Source organism: Bartonella tribocorum (assembly GCF_002777915.1).
Taxonomy (GTDB): domain Bacteria; phylum Pseudomonadota; class Alphaproteobacteria; order Rhizobiales; family Rhizobiaceae; genus Bartonella; species Bartonella tribocorum_A.
In genome coordinates, this window is the sequence record NZ_NJGE01000008.1 from 12,138 (window position 1) to 31,224 (window position 19,087).

Below are 19,087 nucleotides of genomic sequence, written 5' to 3' on the forward strand. Positions count from 1 at the left end.
GTATCACGTTAGAATCAATGAGAGAATCATTTGCTTTTCCGCCATAAGCAAGATTGGTGTATTTTAATAGGGTCACGACCCTCACGTAAAACAGAGCGTCATCGGTTTGCTAATTCACGAGCTTGTTTTAAAGAGACATCTCTCAAAGAGCACCCAAACCCATTTCACGGCGCCGACCATGAAGGGTATAACGATAAAGCCCCCATGAAATAATATAGCACCACCATCTTTACGCTTATAGAGAAGCAAGCCAGCACCATCACACATTTTGCCAGCTCGTGGGTGCTGCAGACAACTGTTGGCACTTGAGAGCATTCATAAGAGGTATTTTAGTCCCTGTCTATACAGTTTTTACCCACATGGCCCACCCGCTTGTGATGTGCAAGCAAATGATTTTTATTGATTCAACATGGAACAGATTTGAAATGAAAAAATCTTACATTATTCGAGGTTCTAATTCAATATAAATAACATTAAATTATCATTATAAATCAATATATTGCCTAGGGCATAAGATATAAAGACAAGGAAAGACTTCTTAATAAATGCGCTCAAATACTAAAAGCTATAGAAACATTGGAGTCTGGCAAAATCTGCGAGGAGACGAGCATGCTTCCATAAATGAAATGGCGACAAAACGCCCCGCACCACACCAATCGTTTTTTCTTGATCAAGAATTGTGCAAAAAAGCCAAATATAAAGAGTAAAGTTAGCTCCAATAACCCGTTCACCAGTGCCATAGATTTTAGCCGCAATCAAAAGTGTGGTGCCAAAATCTGCTCTTTATGAATTTAATGGAACATCACTCTTCAATACCCCCAAGCGCACTCCATAAAGCGATAATACCATATGAATCAAAATGCTTAGATATTAATCTAAAACATTAACGTGAACATGCTTCCATTTCTTCGCGTAAAATTTCAAGTTCTAGCCATTCTTCTTGCTTTTGTGTGCAAGTATTTTTCTTTTTTTCCAATGCCGTTGATAAACGTTCAAAGCGTTCTTTATCACGACAATAAAGAGCAGGATCAGAGAGCTCTTGTTCAATTTTTTTTATTTCATTTTGCAAAACAGCGATTTCTTTAGGCAAATTTTCCAATGCATAAACCTGCTTATAAGACAGTTTTCTTGGTGTTTTTTCCACCCGCTCTATCAAGCTACCATCTGTTGATGAGGTGTGTTTTGAAAATGCTCCCGCATGAGATTTTGAAGATGCTTTACGGTGCGATAATTCTATTTCTTTGCGTTTTAAATTTAAGGACTGCTTATTTTGCGCCATCATATCACTATAGCCGCCCGCATACAAAACCCAATGACCATCGCCCTCTGGTGCCAACATATGGGTTACAGTACGATCTAAAAAATCTCTGTCATGGCTAACCAACAACACTGTTCCTGCAAAATCAGCAATAAATTCTTGCAACAAATCCAAAGTTTCCATATCCAAATCATTGGTTGGTTCATCAAGAATTAAAAAGTTTGCAGGACGCGAAAGAAGACGCGCAAGCATGAGGCGTGCTCTTTCTCCCCCTGAAAAGTCTTTAAGGGGTGTGCGCGCTTGTTCAGGCAAAAATAAAAAGTCTTTCATATAAGAAACCACATGCCGTTCCTGCCCATTGATCACAAGAGTATCACCCCGCCCCCCTGTGAGATAATGTGCCAAAGTTTCTTCTTCATTGACAATACGTTGCTGATCAAGCAATGCCATGGAGAGATTATAGCCATGCCTTACCGTTCCACCATCCACGGCTTCTTGCCCAATCAATGCGGAAAGGAGCGTTGTCTTTCCAATACCATTGGGCCCGACCAAACCGATTCGATCACCCCGCTGAATGCGCAAAGAGAAATCTTTCACAATAACGCGCTCACCATAAGATTTTGAAATTTTTTTTGCTTCAAGCACCAATTGACCAGAGTCATGACTTTTAGCTGCGCTCAACAATGCACTTCCCGGCTGCCCTTTATAGGTTTGATGCCGCTGTCTTAAGTTTTTTAATTCGCTCAAGCGCCGTACATTACGCTTACGCCGTGCGCTGACACCATAACGCAACCATTGCTCTTCACGAGCAATTTGGCGCCCCAATTTATGCTGCTCGATGGCTTCTTCTTCCAGTGCTTTATCGCGCCAACTCTCAAACTCTGAAAAACGCTTTTCCAGTCTTTTGGTTGTGCCACGATCAAGCCATACCGTTGAATGCGTAACATTTTCTAAAAAGCGTCGATCATGGGAAATCACCACAATTGCTGAACGCAAAGAAGACAAAACCCCTTCCAACCATTCAATGGTTGGTAAATCAAGATGATTGGTTGGTTCATCTAAGAACAAAATATCGGGCTTTGCTGCAATGGCCCGTAACAATGAAACACGCCGCTTTTCACCCCCCGACAGTTTTTCTAATTTTTCCGCCCCAAAAAACCCTAAATTTGTGCGAAGCATATTGATCCACTGGACATCAGATGTCTCGTCCAGCCCTGCTTCCATATAAGCATTAATATCTTCAAAACCTGAACAATCCGGATTTTGAGCGACATAACGCAACGTTACCCGAGGGTGGCGAAAAATTTCGCCACCATGGGGCTCTAATATTCCTGCGGCAATTTTTAACAGGGTCGATTTTCCACAACCATTACGGCCCACCAAAGCAATACGCGCACTCTGCTCAACCGATAAACATGCTTGGTTGAGCAAAGGCGTTATCCCAAAGGTTAGGAAAATGCGGTCAAGCCGCAGTAATGGCACCGCCATTAACGAACGCGGCGCGGACAAGGTGCTTGATACATCACCCCTCTTGCATCACGGTAAGTACATAATTGTTGTACTGGTTTTTGCGCACAAGGTGCTTGGTAAACATGCCCTCTACGACCTCGGTACGTGCACAATTTTGCTGCCTGTCTTTGTTGTCTTCTTTGATTTGCAGCCTCACCTGTTACTGTTCCAGCCAAAGCACCAAATGCTGCACCCGTCAGCGCTGCTCCAGCAGTGCTTCCACCAATAGCAGTTCCAGCCAAGGCGCCGATTGCAGCTCCCCCTACGCCGTAACGTGCAACACGTTCATCATTTGTCGTACAAGCAACCGAACTAAAACCAATCGCTGAAACGACAGCCACTTTAAAAATTGACTTTAACATATCAAAACCTTTCCTTCTCAAGATCAATACATAATATATCGTTTATGTCAGTACTTAATCACGAGGCCCCCCCCTGCCTTATTCAAAATATATTGGAAGAGCTTTATGGAATAGGCACAGACGCTAACAATATAGCTTTTCCAGAACCTAAATGGCAAGAAAAGGTTCCACAAATACGGTTAGAAAGTGTTAAAGAAGAGCCAAATGACACATTTTTATCACAGATTGGCCATTTTACTCCTTTAAGCGTCAGGCCTTTTAAATCGGAAAAACCGATCAGACTAAACAAACACTCTTTCGGTAAATCATATGATACAAGCTTTGGCAAAACGGGCCAACCTTCTTCCAAACCGCTTGTCAACAATACTGAAATGCCCTTCTCTGCCATCATCAACGCTTGCGTCATATGTGAAAGGCTATGGTCACTTCGCTCTCCTCCCAAAGCTCCGCACAAAATAAGCTTTTTAGCACCCTTTTGTAGCGCTCTTTCACAAGCCAAAGCACTATCTGTCATATCTTTATCAGAGGGAAAAACCTCACGCGGAACATGACTATATTTGCGTATTAAATTCTCATCAGATGAATCAAAATCCCCTAACCACAACTCAGGCTTCACATTAAGCACACCGGCATGACGCATACCACCATCTGCAGCAATCACCCGACTATTTTGAATTTGATTAAGCAAACGATCAGTGATAAAAAGATCTCCATTTAACAATATCGTAAATGTTGTCATGCCATATTTTGCCTTTCACAATCTTTTTCTCGAGCATCCCTTTATCGATGAGAGCTATTTTTTATAAACAAGAACCGTCATACAGCCAAACAACTCTTTATTCCTAAAGCTTCTCTAAAAAACACACACGATACAAAGATACCCATGAAATTTGCCAAATTACACCGGAGAAATGACCTGAACCGTGATCCCAATCCAACACACGCCATTTTTCAACGAAATTTTCTTTTTCGCTCTCTCCTTTATAAAGCAACCTTCATCAGTGGAATGGTTCTCCTTTCGGCTTGTCATACGCCCCTTTCTCAAAATGACAGGCTCTCTTCCAGTTCTTCTGAAACAACCAAACATACCAACAATCACAATATCTATGTCACATTAAGCGCACTGCAACACCCCCGTATTTTGCAAATGTATGGTGGTGCTTATCATAATGCAAAACTTGAACGCTTTTTAGCAAAAATTATCCGTAAACTAACAATCGCATCCCCCCATTCTCATCAAAGCTATTCTGTAACAATTTTAAACTCAGAAAATGTCAATGCATTTGCACTCCCCAATGGTTCGATCTACATCACCCGTGGTATGCTGGCACTCGCCAATGATTCTTCAGAAGTTGCTGCAATTTTAGCCCATGAGATGGCACATATCAAAGCCAATCATGGCATTTTACGCCTGCAAAAAGAAGCTCAATTGAAGATGACAAATCATATGTCTCCACGTCTTCTTTCTTCTATGGGCAAAAAACTTCACAATCCCATACATAACAAGCAACAACTCGCGCAATTTTCTCGCAACCAAGAACTAGAAGCTGATTCTATTGCCCTCGACCTGCTCCAACAAGCAGGATATGATCCATTTGCTTCACCACGCTTTCTTCAGACAATGGAAGCCTACAGTGCTTTTCAGAATATCTCTGGCACCCAAAATACTTCCCTAGACTTTCTAGCCTCTCACCCAACCACCCCCCAACGCATTCGGCTTGCGATAGAAAAAGCACGTAAAATCAGTAAAGAGCATAATAAAACCATCGATCGCGATTCTTTTCTCAAAAGCATTGACGGCATGACTTTTGGAGGAAGCTTTGATACAGGGTTTGTACGAGACAACCAATTTATTCACCCACAATGGCGCATCGCTTTTTCTGTTCCCAACAATTTTACAATAGAACATTCAGCACAAACAGTTTGGGCCAGCGGACCTCATAAAACTGCAATTCGTTTTGATGCTATTCCCTGCCTCACTGGAATGTCTGCAAGTGATTACTTGAAAAGTGGATGGCTTATCGGGCTAGACCCATCATCGATCCGCCCGCTTACAATTCAAGGGCTCCCTAATCAAGGACAAAATCTACTTGGAGCGCAAGGCCATGCAACCCATGAGCAATGGCAATTTGATGTGGTTGTCATTCTATTCAATAATCATATTTTTCGTTTTCTAACAGTCGCGCCCTATAATTCTCAAAATTTTGCAGAGATTACCCAAAAAGCGGTTCAAAGCTTTCGCCCTCTTTCAACTTTAGAGTTAAAAAAATTAAAACCTTTAAAAATCAGTGTTGTCCGTGTTAAACAAGGAGAAAATGTTGTAAACCTTGCCAATAAAATGCAACACATACCATACAAAGAAAAACTTTTTCGTATTCTCAATGCCCTCTCACCAACACAAACTTTACGTGCCGGTACAAAAGTGAAAATTATCACCGAATAAGTCTCCCGTTTCATCTGCTACAGTCTTGATTCTTTTCTGTCTTTAATCACGGCTTCCCTAAGCACAATCACAAATGAAGCTAGCCACAAATGAAGCTGGCGGACCCTCAACCAGCTTCATTCATGCTCCCCTCCCGCATCTATCCCCCCCTAAAAAGCCTTTCACGTTTTATATGTCATAAGCATCTTCTGAATGAACCGTAAGAAGAGCAGAACGCAATTTCTGCAAAGCCCGTGCCTCAATTTGGCGCACACGCTCTTTTGAAATTCCTAGCTTTTCACCCAAGACTTCTAAAGTAGCCCCCTCTTCATTGAGGCGACGAAAGCGAATAATTTCCAACTCCCGTTCATTGAGAATTTGCAACGCATCGTAAAGCCATTGCGTACGCCGTTGACCATCAATTACTTGCTCAATTAAAGCATCAGGAAGAGGACTCTCATCCACCAACACATCCATCTTCGCAATGGGATTATCGCTGTTTTCAGAAACAGAAACGCTCAAGGAATTATCCGAACTGGAAAAACGAAAATCCATTGTTTCAACATCGCGTACGGAAACACCGAGTTTTTCAGCGATTGTACGAAAAATATCCTGTTTGGACAAAGCACTATCATCTTGCACCAGCTTTGCACGCAAACGTCGAAGATTAAAGAAAAGTGCTTTTTGCGAAGAACTTGTTCCCCCTCGAACAATTGACCAATTTCGCAAAATATAATCTTGAATAGAAGCCCGTATCCACCATGTTGCATAGGTTGAAAAACGCACTTCCCGATCAGGTTCAAAACGTGCAGCAGCTTCCAATAACCCGACATACCCTTCTTGTACCAAATCCCCCAATGGCATTTTGAAACGTTTAAAGCGGTTTGCAATAGCAATCACCAAACGCATATGAGCCGCTGCAATTTGATGCATTGCATCATCATCGCGTTTATCTTTCCACCGCAGAGCCAAATCATGCTCTTTTTGTCGTTCAAGATAAGGTGCTTGCATAGCAGAACGCATCATATTACGTCCTAAGCTTTTGTCTGCATCGCTATAATTTTTGCTGCTTTTATAAACAGCATTTGAAAGATTACCCATAATAACCCCTTGCGATTAAAATTATCAAAATTGATTTGGCAACGACATCATTGTTCTTTCTCAAAAAGAACGCAAAAGTTGTCCGCTTATGCGCTCACTACTTTAGCGTGTAATTTTATAATCGCAATTGTTTTTTTCATGATCGTGGTAAAACTTCTTGTCATAAGACATAATTTTACCTGCAAAACGCCCCTAGAATATGCCTTTTAGCCTATGAAATGCTTTGAAAAAAACTTTCTCTTCACTTTTCATGACAAAAACAGAAAAAAAATAAAATGACCCAACAAAACATATTCTGTCTTTTTGATGACTGATTCCGTTTCCTTTTTAAATCTAGCGAACCTATTTATGCTTTCAGCTTTACATTACAACTAATAAGTGTAATCTACAAATATAAAATATCCCAACTGAATGAAAACTGAATAAAAAAGAAGCCTCCAAGTTTTAAAGGTGCAAAAAGAAACATCAAAAAACGACAAGAGTGATTGAAGCAAACGCAACAAACGTGTTAAAGAAAGAGCAGCATTATGGAGTTGTCGCAAAAGGCTTTTTGACCAGTGTCGCACTGAGAAAGAAAATGATCATGGATAGCAAGATTGTTCAACAGAATGAGATTCTTCAAGATGATATTCTCATTGAAAAATACGGAAGGGGTAGATTTGAAGGTTTTCGTTTTTATGCCAACAAAAACAATACCGATCAAACGTCTGAGCAACAATGCTCTATAGAGGATGAAAATTTGATTCTTGCGTTTTCCAAACGTGCAACACGTTTTTGTGCTTGTGCAAATAGCGATTTTACCCTCAGTTCTGATGGCATTGTGCGCTGGATTGGTCAACCTGTGGGACAACTTGTTGCGACAGAAGATTTTTTCAAACCCAAACTGATTGTTTTAGCAGACGCACAACTCACAGGAGAATCCCGTGAGAACGTCGTAAAACGATTAGAGCGCTTTGTAACCTTTCATTTTGAAACGACTTTAAAACCCCTGTTTGATTTGCGCAATGCTGATAATTTAACAGATTCAACCAACAGTCTTGCTCTACAACTGGTTAAGGCTTTAGGGGTTATTCCCCGCCGCGAAGTTTTAGACCTTGTCAAAAACCTTGAGCAAGAATCACGCGCCGTGCTTCGACGCCTAGGGGTGCGTTTTGGTGCTTTTCATATCTATGTTGCAGGAATGCTTAAACCCGCTCCGGTTCAAGCCATTACCCTTTTGTGGAACCTTAAAAATGCGGAACAAGACCAAACGGGTTTGGCTGAAATTTTTACAGCGTTATCGGCTGGTCGAACTTCTTTGATTGTTGATCCTACCCATAACCACCAATTTTATCAATTAGCCGGTTACCGAATCTTAGGACAACGTGCCGTACGGATTGATATTTTAGAACGTCTTGCCAATCTCATCCGCCCTGCCCTTCATTGGAAACAAGGAAGTGATCCCAAACCCGATGGTGCTTATGATGGCAAAAGTTTTTTTGTAACCCCCGCCATGATGTCCATTCTTGGGGCTACTGGAAACGATATGGAAGAAATTCTCAAAGGACTTGGCTACCAATCACACAGCATAAGCAATACTGTTTTTGAACAAAATCTTCTTGCACACCAAAGCTCTTTTCCTGTCAATGCGACAATACAAGCAGCTCAACCAGCAGAATGCGTTGGCAGTCTATGGCAAACAATCAGTGCACAAAAAACAACACAAGAAGAAAAAAATACCTCATCCCTGAATACCTTATCCCCCTGTATTGAAAAACATCCCCTTAAAAATAATGCTTTACCAGCAGCAGAACCTGTTGGAAATTTTGCCAAGCCCACGCCTCCTGCAGTAGAAGATAAAGTTATTTTATTATGGCATTATAGGCATCAATTTCACCACCACACACAAACAAAACGTGATAAATCTGGACATAAGTGGAAAAATAAACCAAAGGGTACTGTAAAAAAGGGGGACAATGCGCATGAAAATTCCCCTCAAGAAGCACCATCACAAACAAAACGTTCTCATAAGTTCCATAAATCCCAAGATAAGCGTGCGAATTATAAATCTTTCCAAAAAGAAAAGGGTCTTAACCCTGATTCACCTTTTGCAAAATTAGCTGTACTACGCGATCAACTCACCAATCATAAAAACACGCAAACACTTTCCTCTAAAGAGAATTAGTAATAAATGGAGTTTGATCTTGACCCACGTAGTAACCGACAACTGCATTCATTGCAAATATACGGATTGCGTTGAAGTTTGTCCTGTTGATTGTTTTTATGAAGGTGAAAATATGTTGGTCATTCATCCTGATGAATGCATCGATTGCGGTGTTTGTGTGCCAGAATGTCCAGCAGAAGCCATTATACCTGATACAGAACCAGGACTAGAAAAGTGGTTAGAACTTAATCTTCATTATGCAAACAAATGGCCCAATTTAACCACAAAAAAAGATCCTCTTCCTCAAGCAAAAGAAATGGATGGCGTTCCAAACAAACTAGAAAAGTATTTTTCAGAAAATCCAGGAAGTGGAGAAGAGTAGTGATACAGTGTACAGCTTCCTCCTTCAACAATTGAAAGACTTCTTTTGTAAAAATAAAAAATCCTCAAGCGAAATGATTGATTCTTTTGAAGTTTGATGTTAGTGTTATTCTAACATGATCATCTTTCTAAGTATTTTTCTTTGCTTTTTTTAGTAAAGCAATGTATTTTTTTTGGATTTAAAAGTACTCGGCTTTTATGCTCACTTAATTGGTACAATATACTTTGTGAAAGAAAACTCAACCCTCAGGTTTATAACCTGTTTTCCGATGCATTTGTTGATCATAAGGGAGTAAACTAGAATTATGGCATCCCAACATGGAACGTCTTCCAAGACTAAAGAATTTGCAACCTCTGAATATATCGTCTACCCTACGCATGGAGTAGGACAAATTATAGCGATTGAAGATCAAGAAGTTGCAGGACATAAATTAAAGCTTTTTGTTATTCATTTTGCGAAAGATAAAATGGATGTCAAAGTCCCCATTGCAAAAGCCCTTTCTGTTGGAATGCGTAAATTATCTGCTGGTGATTCCGTCGAACGTGCTTTAAAAGTCTTACGTGGAAAAGCACGTGTTAAGCGAACCATGTGGTCACGCCGTGCTCAAGAATATGATGCTAAAATCAACTCTGGAGATCTTATTTGTATCGCTGAAGTTGTCCGTGATCTTTTTCGCTCTAACCTACAGCCTGAACAATCCTACTCTGAGCGTCAACTTTATACCGCTGCTCTTGAAAGAATGGCCCGCGAAATTGCGGTTATCAATAGCCTTTCTGAAACAGAAGCGATTAATCTCATAGAGATGCATCTTTCCAACAAACCAAAACGTGAATTTAAAACTGAGAGAGAAGAAACCGTTGAAAACAGCAAAGCTGTTTACGCTGCATAATACATTCTTTCATAAAAACAGAATATTTTGATAAAACCAGCTCTTTGCTGGTTTTATTTTTTTATCATCCTCTGCACTTTCAAGGATAAAGTTTTTTAAAGCACCCATAAGCAATCTAACTTTTCAACAAATTCTACCCCGCCGCCGCCTCATGTGCTTTACTTCATAGCCAACGCATTGATGAATCATCATAATACATCATCATTTTTTATCTTCAATCATAAGGCTGGATATAGGAAGATTCTCTCACATTAAATCATTAAAATGACTTCTTTACAGATCCCATCTAATTCAATAGATTGATTTATAAAGATAATTTATGGAATTTTCATATTAAATTATCCCCTGAATATCGTAAAATTCTTTCGTTCCCAACATTCCATGTTGAATAAATTAAAAACGCTCGCTTATCCACGACGAGTAGAAAAATCATATAAGTAAAAACTTTACAAAAAAGGCATGCCTCTTATGGACCTTTTCAACAGCCCTTGGCTCTTAAAACATTGCGAACTGGCAAAGTGTATAACGATACTGGCTTGCACTTTTATGAAATTTAAATATGAAATTTAAAGAGAAGGGCAATAAATTTTATATTATTGTCTAAGACTTTATCGTTATACCCTTCACGAAGTATCATCGCGAAATGGACTGAAAAGTACATTGAGAGGGGTTCTTGTTTTTTAAAAATGCGTGAATGTACAACACAATTATATTCTGAAGCGTTTTATTTTACATGATGATTGTGATCCCATAAAAGAACGATAAAAAAACATGAAATAAAATGTAAGATCCAATTTTTTAAAAAACATTGCCATAGATGCTTTTGAAAACCGTAAAACTGAATTAAAAATGATGATAAAAATGAAAGTTGGTTTGCACCTTTACGGTTTTTATATTCTTCCCCAATAAAGCTGCCTTCTTATTTCAGAAATTACACAAACAGAAATATACCAATACCCTCAACCCCGATTTAGCATACAACAGCTCATACAGCAGCGCTTGTTCGTTTCTCACACATGTTACGACGTTAGGGGCTGGATGCTGATTTACAAGCAGCAGAAAAAGCACACGCTCTGTGAAGGAAAAAAACGTCATAAGGTTACAACCATACCAGCAATGAATGAGAAAGATATACCCGCTTTTGATCAAATACTTTTTTAAAAAAACAATTAATAATCTTTATAAATCAATATTATATAGATATAAATCACCATTCTTTTACTGAGAAACGTATGTTACACTATAAACTCTATGGATAAACCATTGACTTAAATATTCTCATAAAAAACAACGGAATATTTAAAAGTCTTAAGTTAATTATCCTCAATACGATATTTTATGATCTCATAGAGCAAGAAATAGATCTCACCTTAAAGTATAGAATAAAATGCGATATAGATAGGATAGACAGTTTTACATTTTATGACAGCATTGATTATTTTTATACTTTCCTTTTACCTTCTCTAGAAAACAGCTGTTTAAAAATATTTTTAAGAAAAATAATCCATGCCTGCACGAATTTATATCGATATCCAAGCCCTTGACGACGTCATTATAAAAGACTCTGCACACAAGTAGCCCTTTATCGTCTCTCAATAAAACAAGAAAATCATCGCCTTAATAGAATCACTTTGTCTACAGTAAAACCTTACCCTTTATTCAAGGAAAGGCAGAAAACACATGACCCCGCGCATTCTCAGATGAAGCCAAAAAGCCTACCATCACAAAAGAGAGGTAAAATGCTAAAGTCTTAATCCCTAAAACAGAACCTCCACCATACATTCCAGTTTTCAGATCAATGTGATGAGGGCGACGCAACTCTCCAGAATTTTTATCCTTGATATAAGTCGGCGCTTTCAGAGCATCAGCCAAACAGCACATACCCCTCCGCGCAAAAAAGAGAGGCAAAATGCTAAAGTCTTACCCCCTAAAACGGAACGTCCACCGTACATTCCTGTTTTCAGATCAATGTAATGAGGGCGACGCAACTCTCCAGAATTTTTATCCTCGATATAAGTCGGCGCTTTCAGAGCATCAGCCAAACAGCACATACCCCTCTTCGCAAAAGAGAGGCAAAATGCTAAAGTCTTAATCCCTAAAACGGAACGTCCACCGTACATTCCTGTTTTCAGATCAATGTGATGAGGGCGACGCAACTCTCCAGAATTTTTATCCTCGATATAAGTCGGCGCTTTCAGAGCATCAGCCAAACAGCACATGCCCCTCCGCGCAAAAGAGAGGTAAAACGCTCAGTCCTTAACCACTAAAACGGAACGTCCACGGTACATTCCTGTTTTCAGATCAATGTGATGAGGGCGACGCAACTCTCCAGAATTTTTATCCTCGATATAAGTCGGCGCTTTCAGAGCATCAGCCGAACGGCGCATGCCCCTCTTCGCTGGAGAGGTTTTTCGTTTAGGTACAGCCATAAAAAGACACTCCAAATCCATTAAAACAGAAAAAGCAATGCCAAAAATGACAATGCTTTATTTAAAAACACCATAAAATTTGAGAGTCTTATACACTGATAAAGAAGAAGAGGCAATGTCAAAATGATCCTCCTCTTCCCAAAAATGACCTTCCTTTTATCAAAAATGGTATCACAATACCTAAGTAAATATTAAACGCACTGCGAAGTTTGTGCACTTTATACACCAATGAAAACATTTTCATAAGATGAATATTTAATTTTTATTTGGCTTTAAAAGGGATTTACGCATACAGTAGAGAGATGCATAATAACGAAGAGAAATTGATTTTTAATAAAAAAACCTACGCCAATTGATGAGAATAAGAAAAAGCAACAACTTCTCTCTTTAAACTTCATAATTTTATTTTTTTAAAAACAAAGGAAGCAAGAATGCACGAATTTACCACCCTTCTTGCAAAGCATGGCCAAAGCGTTGAAAGACGGCTTAACACACTGTTAAGTGATCACATCCAAAATGGTGAAATTTCACGCCCTGAAAACTTAATCAAAGCCATGCGCTATGGGGTTCTGAACGGTGGAAAGCGCCTGCGTCCTTTTCTTGTGATTCAAAGTGCTGCACTTTTTGATATTCCTCTAGAATATTCTCTTGATGTTGCATGTGCCTTAGAATGTGTTCACTGTTATTCGCTCATTCACGATGATCTTCCAGCCATGGATAACGATACACTCCGGCGCGGAAAACCCACCGTCCACATAGAATTTGATGAAGCAACAGCAATTCTAGCCGGCAATGCCCTCTTGACTTTTGCCTTTGAAATCATTGCCCATAAAGCTGCTACACTGTCTAGGGATATGAGAATAAAATTGATCACAGCTCTTGCACAATCAGCTGGGCTTGGTGGTATGCTAGGGGGACAAATGCTGGATCTTGAAGCTGAAAAAAAACCACAAGAGAGTACTGACATCATCACACTACAACGCATGAAAACAGCAGCCTTAATAAGCTTTGCTTGCCAAGCAGGCGCCATCATTGGCAATGCTTCCCAAGAATTATCGACAAAGTTGACGTCTTTTGGAACCTATCTTGGTTTAGCCTTTCAATTAACTGATGATCTTCTTGATGTCACCGCCAACACGCAAACTCTAGGCAAAACCGCAGGGAAAGATGAAACGGCACAAAAGGCAACTTTTGTTCGTCTTTATGGCATTGAAGAAACCCAAAAAAAGCGCGATGCGCTCATCACAAAAGCAGAAGCCCTCTTACACCCTTTTGATGATGCCAAAGCTCTGCCCCTTCTACAAGCCGCGCGCTTTAGTGCAACACGCAAACATTAACGTCATCCACCCTTACATCCCGCCCTATTGTCCATATCGTACGCAGTCCTCTTTGTTAAATATCCAAGAGATTTTTCAAAAAAACTTATCATTGATCCACAGTATATTGCTGGTCCCATCATTAAATGGATGTGACAAGCCTTAAGAAGGGTTGCATTAAAAAAAGCGCATTATGGATATCCTATTTTGCATGAAGAATGCCAAAGAATAAGTACCAAAAGCTAGAACCCAATCACTAGGGACATAAACGATAGTACCGGTTTGCTCTTTTGAAAAACAGAACCGCTTTTACAAAAATACGGAATAACTTCAGTTTAATAATCACCACTGTCGTCCTTTAATTTGTCAGGCTTTTTATCGTATTTATTCAATTCATTGCATCAAAAAATTAAACAGAGAATGATTCTTGTAATAAAAAGAGTAATCCTTATTGTACTATAGAATAATGCAATTTGATTTGCTCCCCACATTTCAAAGAGAAAAGAGATAGCTGCCAATGCCAATTTGTAAACATCCCTGATTCTTAAAGCAAGCGCTTATGGCTATTGTCTTGTTCACTGACATAAGAACTCAACAAACAAAACTTGACGCGCTATAACACGCCATAAAACACGTGTAATCATAATAAGTTACGGTTCTCACTGAGCTTTTTTGCGCGTTCCTTCTAAAAAAAATACTGCAAACAAGTAAATCAATAAATAAATAGCAAAAATATAAACGAGTGAGAAAAAGCCAAACCTATTAACCATAGATGCACTCATGTAAAAAAGCACCAAGAGACTAAATCTTCCAACAGTTGACAAGAAAGACTCGTATGTAGCCCTGAAATGATCGCTAATACGATCATGGAGAATAACTTCCACACGAAGATAGGTATACTTAATGAGATAAAAAATTATACAGACTAAAATGACAGCAATTTCTTTTCTTGGTTCGAAAAAAGCGACTGTAAAAATCATAGAAACCGAAAGAAACAGCAATAAAATAAAATTTATTGTCTCGCTAAGTTTTGTAAAAAGAAAACTAGCCAGAAGTTGCGAGAGCAAGATCAGTGAAAATGTTACACCAAGATCAAAATAAGTAACATTAATATTATGATCTTTAAAGATCCACTGCCAATATTGCGAAAATATATTGAAAAAAATCAATGAAAAATAAAAGCATAAAGAGATATAAGGAACTTTAACAAAAATAGAGACCATCTCTTTAGCTTCACAAATGAGAGAATTTGCCTGAAGAAAATTTCCATGATTTGGTTTTCTCTGTCCCTTGAGGTCATCAAGAAAAAACAAACCAAAAAGTGTTGTCATCAACATTAAAAATGCCGCGATATACCATATATATTGGCTCGAATAATCAGCAAAATAGGCACCAATTAAACTAAATATAAACATGCCAACGTAATTATATTGAGAACTTAATCCCAGCACCTTTTTAGTCGATGTCAATTTTGCTTTTGCATATTGCACAAGTAAAGCATTATAAGCCCCCGCAATCAATGTCAGTGACAAGGCATTAAAAGATTCAGCCAAAAGAAAACCATAAAAGCTTGTAGAAACGCCCATAAGAAAGAGCCATGTAGCAGCAAAAGCCGCTGCCAAGACGATCGATATTTTATAACTTTTTCGATCAGCAAAATATCCCAGAGGAATATCGGTAACCATCATAATAAAAGCCTGAAATGACTTGATGATCCCAATATCAATAAGCGTTAAGCCTTTTTCAAGCATATAAAAAGCAATAAAGGCGCCTGTTAAAATTCTTATACCGTTAAATAAAAAGCCAAAGGCTAATATATTGGTCATGCATTCCCCCAATAACGCCCAAAAAAGGTACTCGTATACAGCATTTTAGATCAATATAAAAGCTTACATTTTACAACAAATGGAGCCATAGCCACCGTACAGATCTTCAGTCCTATCAATTTGATATCCAGAAACATGCCTAAAAATATCGGAAGAATGAATGAATCATGATTTTTCTATAATTGGACATTTATCAAAATCTGTTAAATATTTCACTGCTTCAAGAACCGCCCAAGAACCAGCAACAATAGTTATGGATCTATCAAACTATTCATAGAGTTTTGCTTAATATTCTTAACAAACTCAAACACATCGATATCGATCATAGACTTTTGATAACAGGCATAACAGCTGATTTTCCTTGAGATCATAAGCAGTCCTGTAGCTTTCACCCTAGCCAAAGCAGTATATAACAACAATAGAATGGATTTACAAAAAGTGTTCATTATTTTGCATATCGAATGAGCATCCTGAATATTGTAGGTTTTTTTCATTCCAAAGCTGTTTATGTTGCATCAAAATCTTTTCCACGTCACATTTTCCACACCACAAGCACTCCATGTGGATGTGGAATAAAATAATCCCATATGGAATAAAAAATAATCAAAGTATGGAGTAAAAATGCCTCTTATGAGCTCTTTCAAGTATTAAGGACGGTATGGAAGCTGAAGCTTACCATGGCTGCCGACTTGCTTTTTTATTAAACTTAAAAGATGAGGGGGGCTCTATAGTTTTATACACTTCACGAAGACTTTACCATTCTAGCATTCATAAACGCTATTGAGAAATGGGGGTTAAGAGACTTTTCTTTAAAACAACGCATCCTCTTTACTTCAACCTTGTACAATTGTTTAACCTTGTCCAAAGCGTTTATGAATATAATCACTCAAAAGCCCTTCGAATTCTTCAGCAATGTGATCACCCCGCAAAGTTTTTACCTTTTGTCCTTCAATAAACACAGGTGCCGCTGGAGTTTCCCCTACGCCAGGCAATGAAATTCCAATATCCGCATGTTTTGATTCCCCTGGTCCATTGACGATACACCCCATCACTGCCACCTTTAAACTTTCAACCCCAGGATATTTTTCACGCCAAACGGGCATATTTTTATGTAAATCCGCTTCAATTTTTTGCGCCAATTGCTGAAAGACCGTTGAAGTTGTACGCCCACATCCAGGACAAGCTGCAACCACGGGGAGAAATTGCCGAAACCCCATCACTTGTAAAAGTTCCTGCCCCACTTTTACTTCTCGTGTTCGATCACCCCCAGGTTCAGGCGTTAATGAAATTCGTATCGTATCGCCAATACCTTGCTGTAATAAAATACCCAAAGCCACTGAAGAAGCCACAACCCCCTTTGTTCCCATCCCTGCTTCCGTTAAGCCCAAATGGAGAGCATAATCACAACGTTCTGCCAAGGCAATATAGACAGCAATGAGATCTTGAACATCACTCACTTTAGCAGAAAGAATAATTTTATCCCGTCCTAATCCCAACTCTTCAGCTAAAGCCGCCGAAAGCAAAGCTGACTGCACAACAGTTTCTCGCATCACTTCAGCCACAGATAAGGGATTCTCCTTCTGTGCATTTTCATTCATAAGCTGTGTCAACAACGCGTTATCAAGAGATCCCCAATTCACACCAATGCGAATAGGTTTATGATACCGACAAGCAATCTCAATAATTTCTGCAAATTGACGATCTTTTTTTGCACCAAAACCTACATTTCCAGGATTGATGCGATATTTTGCAAGTGCCTCAGCACATGCTGGATGCTCTGATAAAAGCTTATGGCCGATATAATGAAAATCCCCAACCAATGGGACAAAAAAACCTAATCTTTCCAATCGTTCCCGTATTTTTGGTACAGCAGCAGCTGCTTCATCACGATCAACAGTAATCCGAACCAATTGTGAACCCGCTTGCCAAAGAGCAGCCACTTGAGAAACGGTTGCATCAACATCAGCGGTATCTGTATTGGTCATTGATTGTACAACAACAGGGCTCTGCCCTCCAACCATCACATTACCAACAGCAACACCAACACAGCGACGACGCTCAAGAGGTTTCGACAAAGAATAGGTCGTGCTCATCAAGTCCTCAAATTTTTAAAACCTGCACTATCAATCATCATTTACCCCGCCCCCCTCCACGTCTCAAAAGACAAAGACGAAAACGACACCGCCCACAAATCTTAACAGATTGCTTTAAATTTCACCCGTTACCCCCTAACGCAATTCAGTCCATAAGAGAGATTCATTTCACAAATGCCTCGGATTAAATCCCACCACTCCTGTTCACGCTTATACTTTTACACTTGGTTTCTTCAAAAAGAAACTAAAATCAGACAAAGACAAAACTGTATTTTTAAGTTGGCACACCTATACCTTATATCAACATCATTGAAGAACAATTTAAAAAAATACATGGAATATACCAGCAAAATTAAGACAACATATTGATTTATAATCATTTATTTTACAAATTTGAATTAAAAACCTAAACATCGTAAGTCTCTCTCACTTCAAATCTATTCATCATCAATCAAAGCTATGCCTCTTATAGATCACCAGCCACCATGGAGATAAAAACGAAAACAAGTGAAAATTCTTGGAAGAACTGTCTTCAAAAGCGATCACAACACTTTAAAATAAGCACAAGAAAATGAAACGACCAGCTTGATACCTGTATGCAATAAAGATGAGGATGCACAACGAGCTTGATAGCCTTCACTTGAGAACCTTCACAAGGGATTATTCTTTTCAGGGGATTATTCTTTGCAGGAACTTTTACCTTATATCCTTCACTCCCATCATCATGAAATGAACGCAAGCCCGTATCCATCATTAAACCCAAACGCTTAAATTTTCACTTCACCCCCAAGCCGCATAATTGCTCCAAGCAACATAGTCCGCCTCAAGCCGCATAAAATCAATGCAACCTTTCAAATTTTAAGCCGTTATAGCAACACCCCAAACACAATTCCAACGATCATGCAACAATTTAACACATGAAGGAGTCTACAGAAGATGTATCTATTTTCAACCAACGCTAAAAATGCTAAAATCAAAAAGCGTATTGCACAATTAAAAAGAGAGCTGGTCCCCGTAAACCATTTGAGTTCTCAAAATGACAGCTTTGAAAACATTTCTGAGCTGTTTAGCACATGGAAACAAAAAGGTCGTCACGCACTTTACCACCTCAACGAACATGCAACAGAATTAAAGAAAAAAGCGAAAGAACACCCTAAAAAAACCCTCGCATTAGCTGCAGGAGTCGTTTTGGCAAGTTTCTTGCTAATCCGCAAGAATTACTAACATCAACAACTTGCCCCTTATTTAATTTAATGCCCGCTTTGAGTCGGGCATTTTTTTCATCACTGATAAAGCACACTACTTATCCGTTTTCCCTCTAACTTTACGCCCCTCATCCCTTCCAAAGGATACATTT

The 19,087-nt window shown here is 39.1% G+C and carries 15 protein-coding genes and 3 pseudogenes; 6 read left to right on the forward strand and 12 right to left on the reverse strand.

What is annotated here, in order from left to right:
* Positions 1–101 precede the first annotated feature (101 nt).
* The 5 genes and pseudogenes from CER18_RS10445 to CER18_RS04470 all read right to left on the reverse strand — a co-directional run.
* Positions 102–315 (reverse strand): annotated as a pseudogene (locus tag CER18_RS10445) (Arm DNA-binding domain-containing protein); the annotation flags it as partial.
* Between the two features lie 243 nt (positions 316–558).
* A complete protein-coding gene (locus tag CER18_RS04455) occupies positions 559–759 on the reverse strand; it encodes a hypothetical protein (protein ID WP_100128879.1) in 201 nt (66 codons plus the stop codon).
* Between the two features lie 124 nt (positions 760–883).
* Positions 884–2,746: an ABC-F family ATP-binding cassette domain-containing protein gene (locus tag CER18_RS04460; RefSeq protein WP_100128880.1), complete on the reverse strand. Its 1,863-nt coding sequence runs from the start codon at positions 2,744–2,746 to the stop codon at positions 884–886.
* Positions 2,746–3,129, reverse strand: coding sequence for a hypothetical protein (locus CER18_RS04465; protein ID WP_100128881.1), 384 nt, complete (start codon positions 3,127–3,129; stop codon positions 2,746–2,748). The genes CER18_RS04460 and CER18_RS04465 overlap by 1 nt, the downstream gene beginning before the upstream one ends.
* Before the next feature lie 103 nt (positions 3,130–3,232).
* Complete coding sequence (locus CER18_RS04470) at positions 3,233–3,868, reverse strand: thiamine diphosphokinase (protein ID WP_100128882.1); 636 nt, start codon at positions 3,866–3,868, stop codon at positions 3,233–3,235.
* Between the two features lie 144 nt (positions 3,869–4,012).
* On the opposite strand from CER18_RS04470, the gene CER18_RS04475 reads away from it, so the two are divergent.
* Positions 4,013–5,572, forward strand: coding sequence for a M48 family metalloprotease (locus CER18_RS04475; protein ID WP_180299386.1), 1,560 nt, complete (start codon positions 4,013–4,015; stop codon positions 5,570–5,572).
* A gap of 168 nt (positions 5,573–5,740) precedes the next feature.
* Here the strand turns inward: CER18_RS04475 and CER18_RS04480 are convergent, their stop codons facing one another.
* Positions 5,741–6,652, reverse strand: a complete 912-nt coding sequence (locus CER18_RS04480) for an RNA polymerase factor sigma-32 (protein ID WP_005774560.1) — start codon at positions 6,650–6,652, stop codon at positions 5,741–5,743.
* A 577-nt stretch (positions 6,653–7,229) separates the two neighbouring features.
* Here CER18_RS04480 and CER18_RS04485 point away from each other — a divergent pair.
* From CER18_RS04485 to CER18_RS04495, 3 genes are all read left to right on the forward strand, one after another.
* Entirely contained in the window at positions 7,230–8,816 is a 1,587-nt protein-coding gene (locus CER18_RS04485) for a hypothetical protein (RefSeq protein ID WP_180299388.1), read from the forward strand.
* Positions 8,817–8,835: 19 nt separating this feature from the next.
* Positions 8,836–9,177 carry a ferredoxin FdxA gene (gene fdxA / locus CER18_RS04490; protein WP_100128884.1) on the forward strand — a complete coding sequence of 114 codons (342 nt, stop codon included), beginning with the start codon at positions 8,836–8,838 and terminating at the stop codon, positions 9,175–9,177.
* 304 nt (positions 9,178–9,481) lie between these two features.
* The gene (locus tag CER18_RS04495; RefSeq protein ID WP_012232472.1) at positions 9,482–10,066 is read left to right on the forward strand and encodes a CarD family transcriptional regulator; all 585 of its coding nucleotides are present in this window, start codon (positions 9,482–9,484) and stop codon (positions 10,064–10,066) included.
* A 1,749-nt stretch (positions 10,067–11,815) separates the two neighbouring features.
* Here the strand turns inward: CER18_RS04495 and rpmF (CER18_RS10450) are convergent.
* The 4 genes and pseudogenes from rpmF (CER18_RS10450) to rpmF (CER18_RS04510) form a co-directional block, all read right to left on the reverse strand.
* A pseudogene (gene rpmF, locus CER18_RS10450) lies at positions 11,816–11,947 on the reverse strand (50S ribosomal protein L32); the annotation flags it as partial.
* On the reverse strand, positions 11,923–12,159 hold the full coding sequence (gene rpmF, locus CER18_RS10455) for a 50S ribosomal protein L32 (RefSeq protein ID WP_432417133.1): 237 nt from the start codon (positions 12,157–12,159) through the stop codon (positions 11,923–11,925). The gene rpmF (CER18_RS10455) and the pseudogene rpmF (CER18_RS10450), both read right to left, overlap by 25 nt.
* Positions 12,151–12,297 (reverse strand): annotated as a pseudogene (gene rpmF / locus CER18_RS10460) (50S ribosomal protein L32); the annotation flags it as partial. The pseudogene rpmF (CER18_RS10460) and the gene rpmF (CER18_RS10455), both read right to left, overlap by 9 nt.
* Before the next feature lie 18 nt (positions 12,298–12,315).
* On the reverse strand, positions 12,316–12,495 hold the full coding sequence (rpmF, locus tag CER18_RS04510) for a 50S ribosomal protein L32 (protein WP_005774555.1): 180 nt from the start codon (positions 12,493–12,495) through the stop codon (positions 12,316–12,318).
* 431 nt (positions 12,496–12,926) lie between these two features.
* Between rpmF (CER18_RS04510) and CER18_RS04515 the strand changes: the two genes are divergently transcribed.
* Complete coding sequence (locus CER18_RS04515; RefSeq protein ID WP_100128886.1) at positions 12,927–13,832, forward strand: polyprenyl synthetase family protein; 906 nt, start codon at positions 12,927–12,929, stop codon at positions 13,830–13,832.
* A 638-nt stretch (positions 13,833–14,470) separates the two neighbouring features.
* Here CER18_RS04515 and CER18_RS04520 read toward each other — a convergent pair.
* Together CER18_RS04520 and ispG are read right to left on the reverse strand one after the other, a co-directional pair.
* Positions 14,471–15,637, reverse strand: a complete 1,167-nt coding sequence (locus CER18_RS04520) for an MFS transporter (RefSeq protein WP_100128887.1) — start codon at positions 15,635–15,637, stop codon at positions 14,471–14,473.
* An 851-nt stretch (positions 15,638–16,488) separates the two neighbouring features.
* A complete protein-coding gene (ispG, locus tag CER18_RS04530; RefSeq protein WP_100128889.1) occupies positions 16,489–17,730 on the reverse strand; it encodes a flavodoxin-dependent (E)-4-hydroxy-3-methylbut-2-enyl-diphosphate synthase in 1,242 nt (413 codons plus the stop codon).
* Between the two features lie 936 nt (positions 17,731–18,666).
* Here ispG and CER18_RS04540 point away from each other — a divergent pair.
* On the forward strand, positions 18,667–18,954 hold the full coding sequence (locus tag CER18_RS04540; RefSeq protein ID WP_100128891.1) for a hypothetical protein: 288 nt from the start codon (positions 18,667–18,669) through the stop codon (positions 18,952–18,954).
* Positions 18,955–19,087 lie beyond the last annotated feature (133 nt).

What these genes read in the sequence shown, in the direction of transcription:
- CER18_RS04460 (WP_100128880.1), bottom strand. Translation starts at nt 2,746, where the DNA reads ATGGCGGTGCCATTACTGCGGCTTGACCGCATTTTCCTAACCTTTGGG.
- rpmF (WP_005774555.1), bottom strand. Translation starts at nt 12,495, where the DNA reads ATGGCTGTACCTAAACGAAAAACCTCTCCAGCGAAGAGGGGCATGCGC.
- CER18_RS04515 (WP_100128886.1), top strand. Translation starts at nt 12,927, where the DNA reads ATGCACGAATTTACCACCCTTCTTGCAAAGCATGGCCAAAGCGTTGAA.
- CER18_RS04495 (WP_012232472.1), top strand. Translation starts at nt 9,482, where the DNA reads ATGGCATCCCAACATGGAACGTCTTCCAAGACTAAAGAATTTGCAACC.
- CER18_RS04480 (WP_005774560.1), bottom strand. Translation starts at nt 6,652, where the DNA reads ATGGGTAATCTTTCAAATGCTGTTTATAAAAGCAGCAAAAATTATAGC.
- CER18_RS04540 (WP_100128891.1), top strand. Translation starts at nt 18,667, where the DNA reads ATGTATCTATTTTCAACCAACGCTAAAAATGCTAAAATCAAAAAGCGT.
- CER18_RS04485 (WP_180299388.1), top strand. Translation starts at nt 7,230, where the DNA reads ATGATCATGGATAGCAAGATTGTTCAACAGAATGAGATTCTTCAAGAT.
- CER18_RS04475 (WP_180299386.1), top strand. Translation starts at nt 4,013, where the DNA reads ATGAAATTTGCCAAATTACACCGGAGAAATGACCTGAACCGTGATCCC.
- ispG (WP_100128889.1), bottom strand. Translation starts at nt 17,730, where the DNA reads ATGAGCACGACCTATTCTTTGTCGAAACCTCTTGAGCGTCGTCGCTGT.
- CER18_RS04470 (WP_100128882.1), bottom strand. Translation starts at nt 3,868, where the DNA reads ATGACAACATTTACGATATTGTTAAATGGAGATCTTTTTATCACTGAT.
- CER18_RS04520 (WP_100128887.1), bottom strand. Translation starts at nt 15,637, where the DNA reads ATGACCAATATATTAGCCTTTGGCTTTTTATTTAACGGTATAAGAATT.
- CER18_RS04465 (WP_100128881.1), bottom strand. Translation starts at nt 3,129, where the DNA reads ATGTTAAAGTCAATTTTTAAAGTGGCTGTCGTTTCAGCGATTGGTTTT.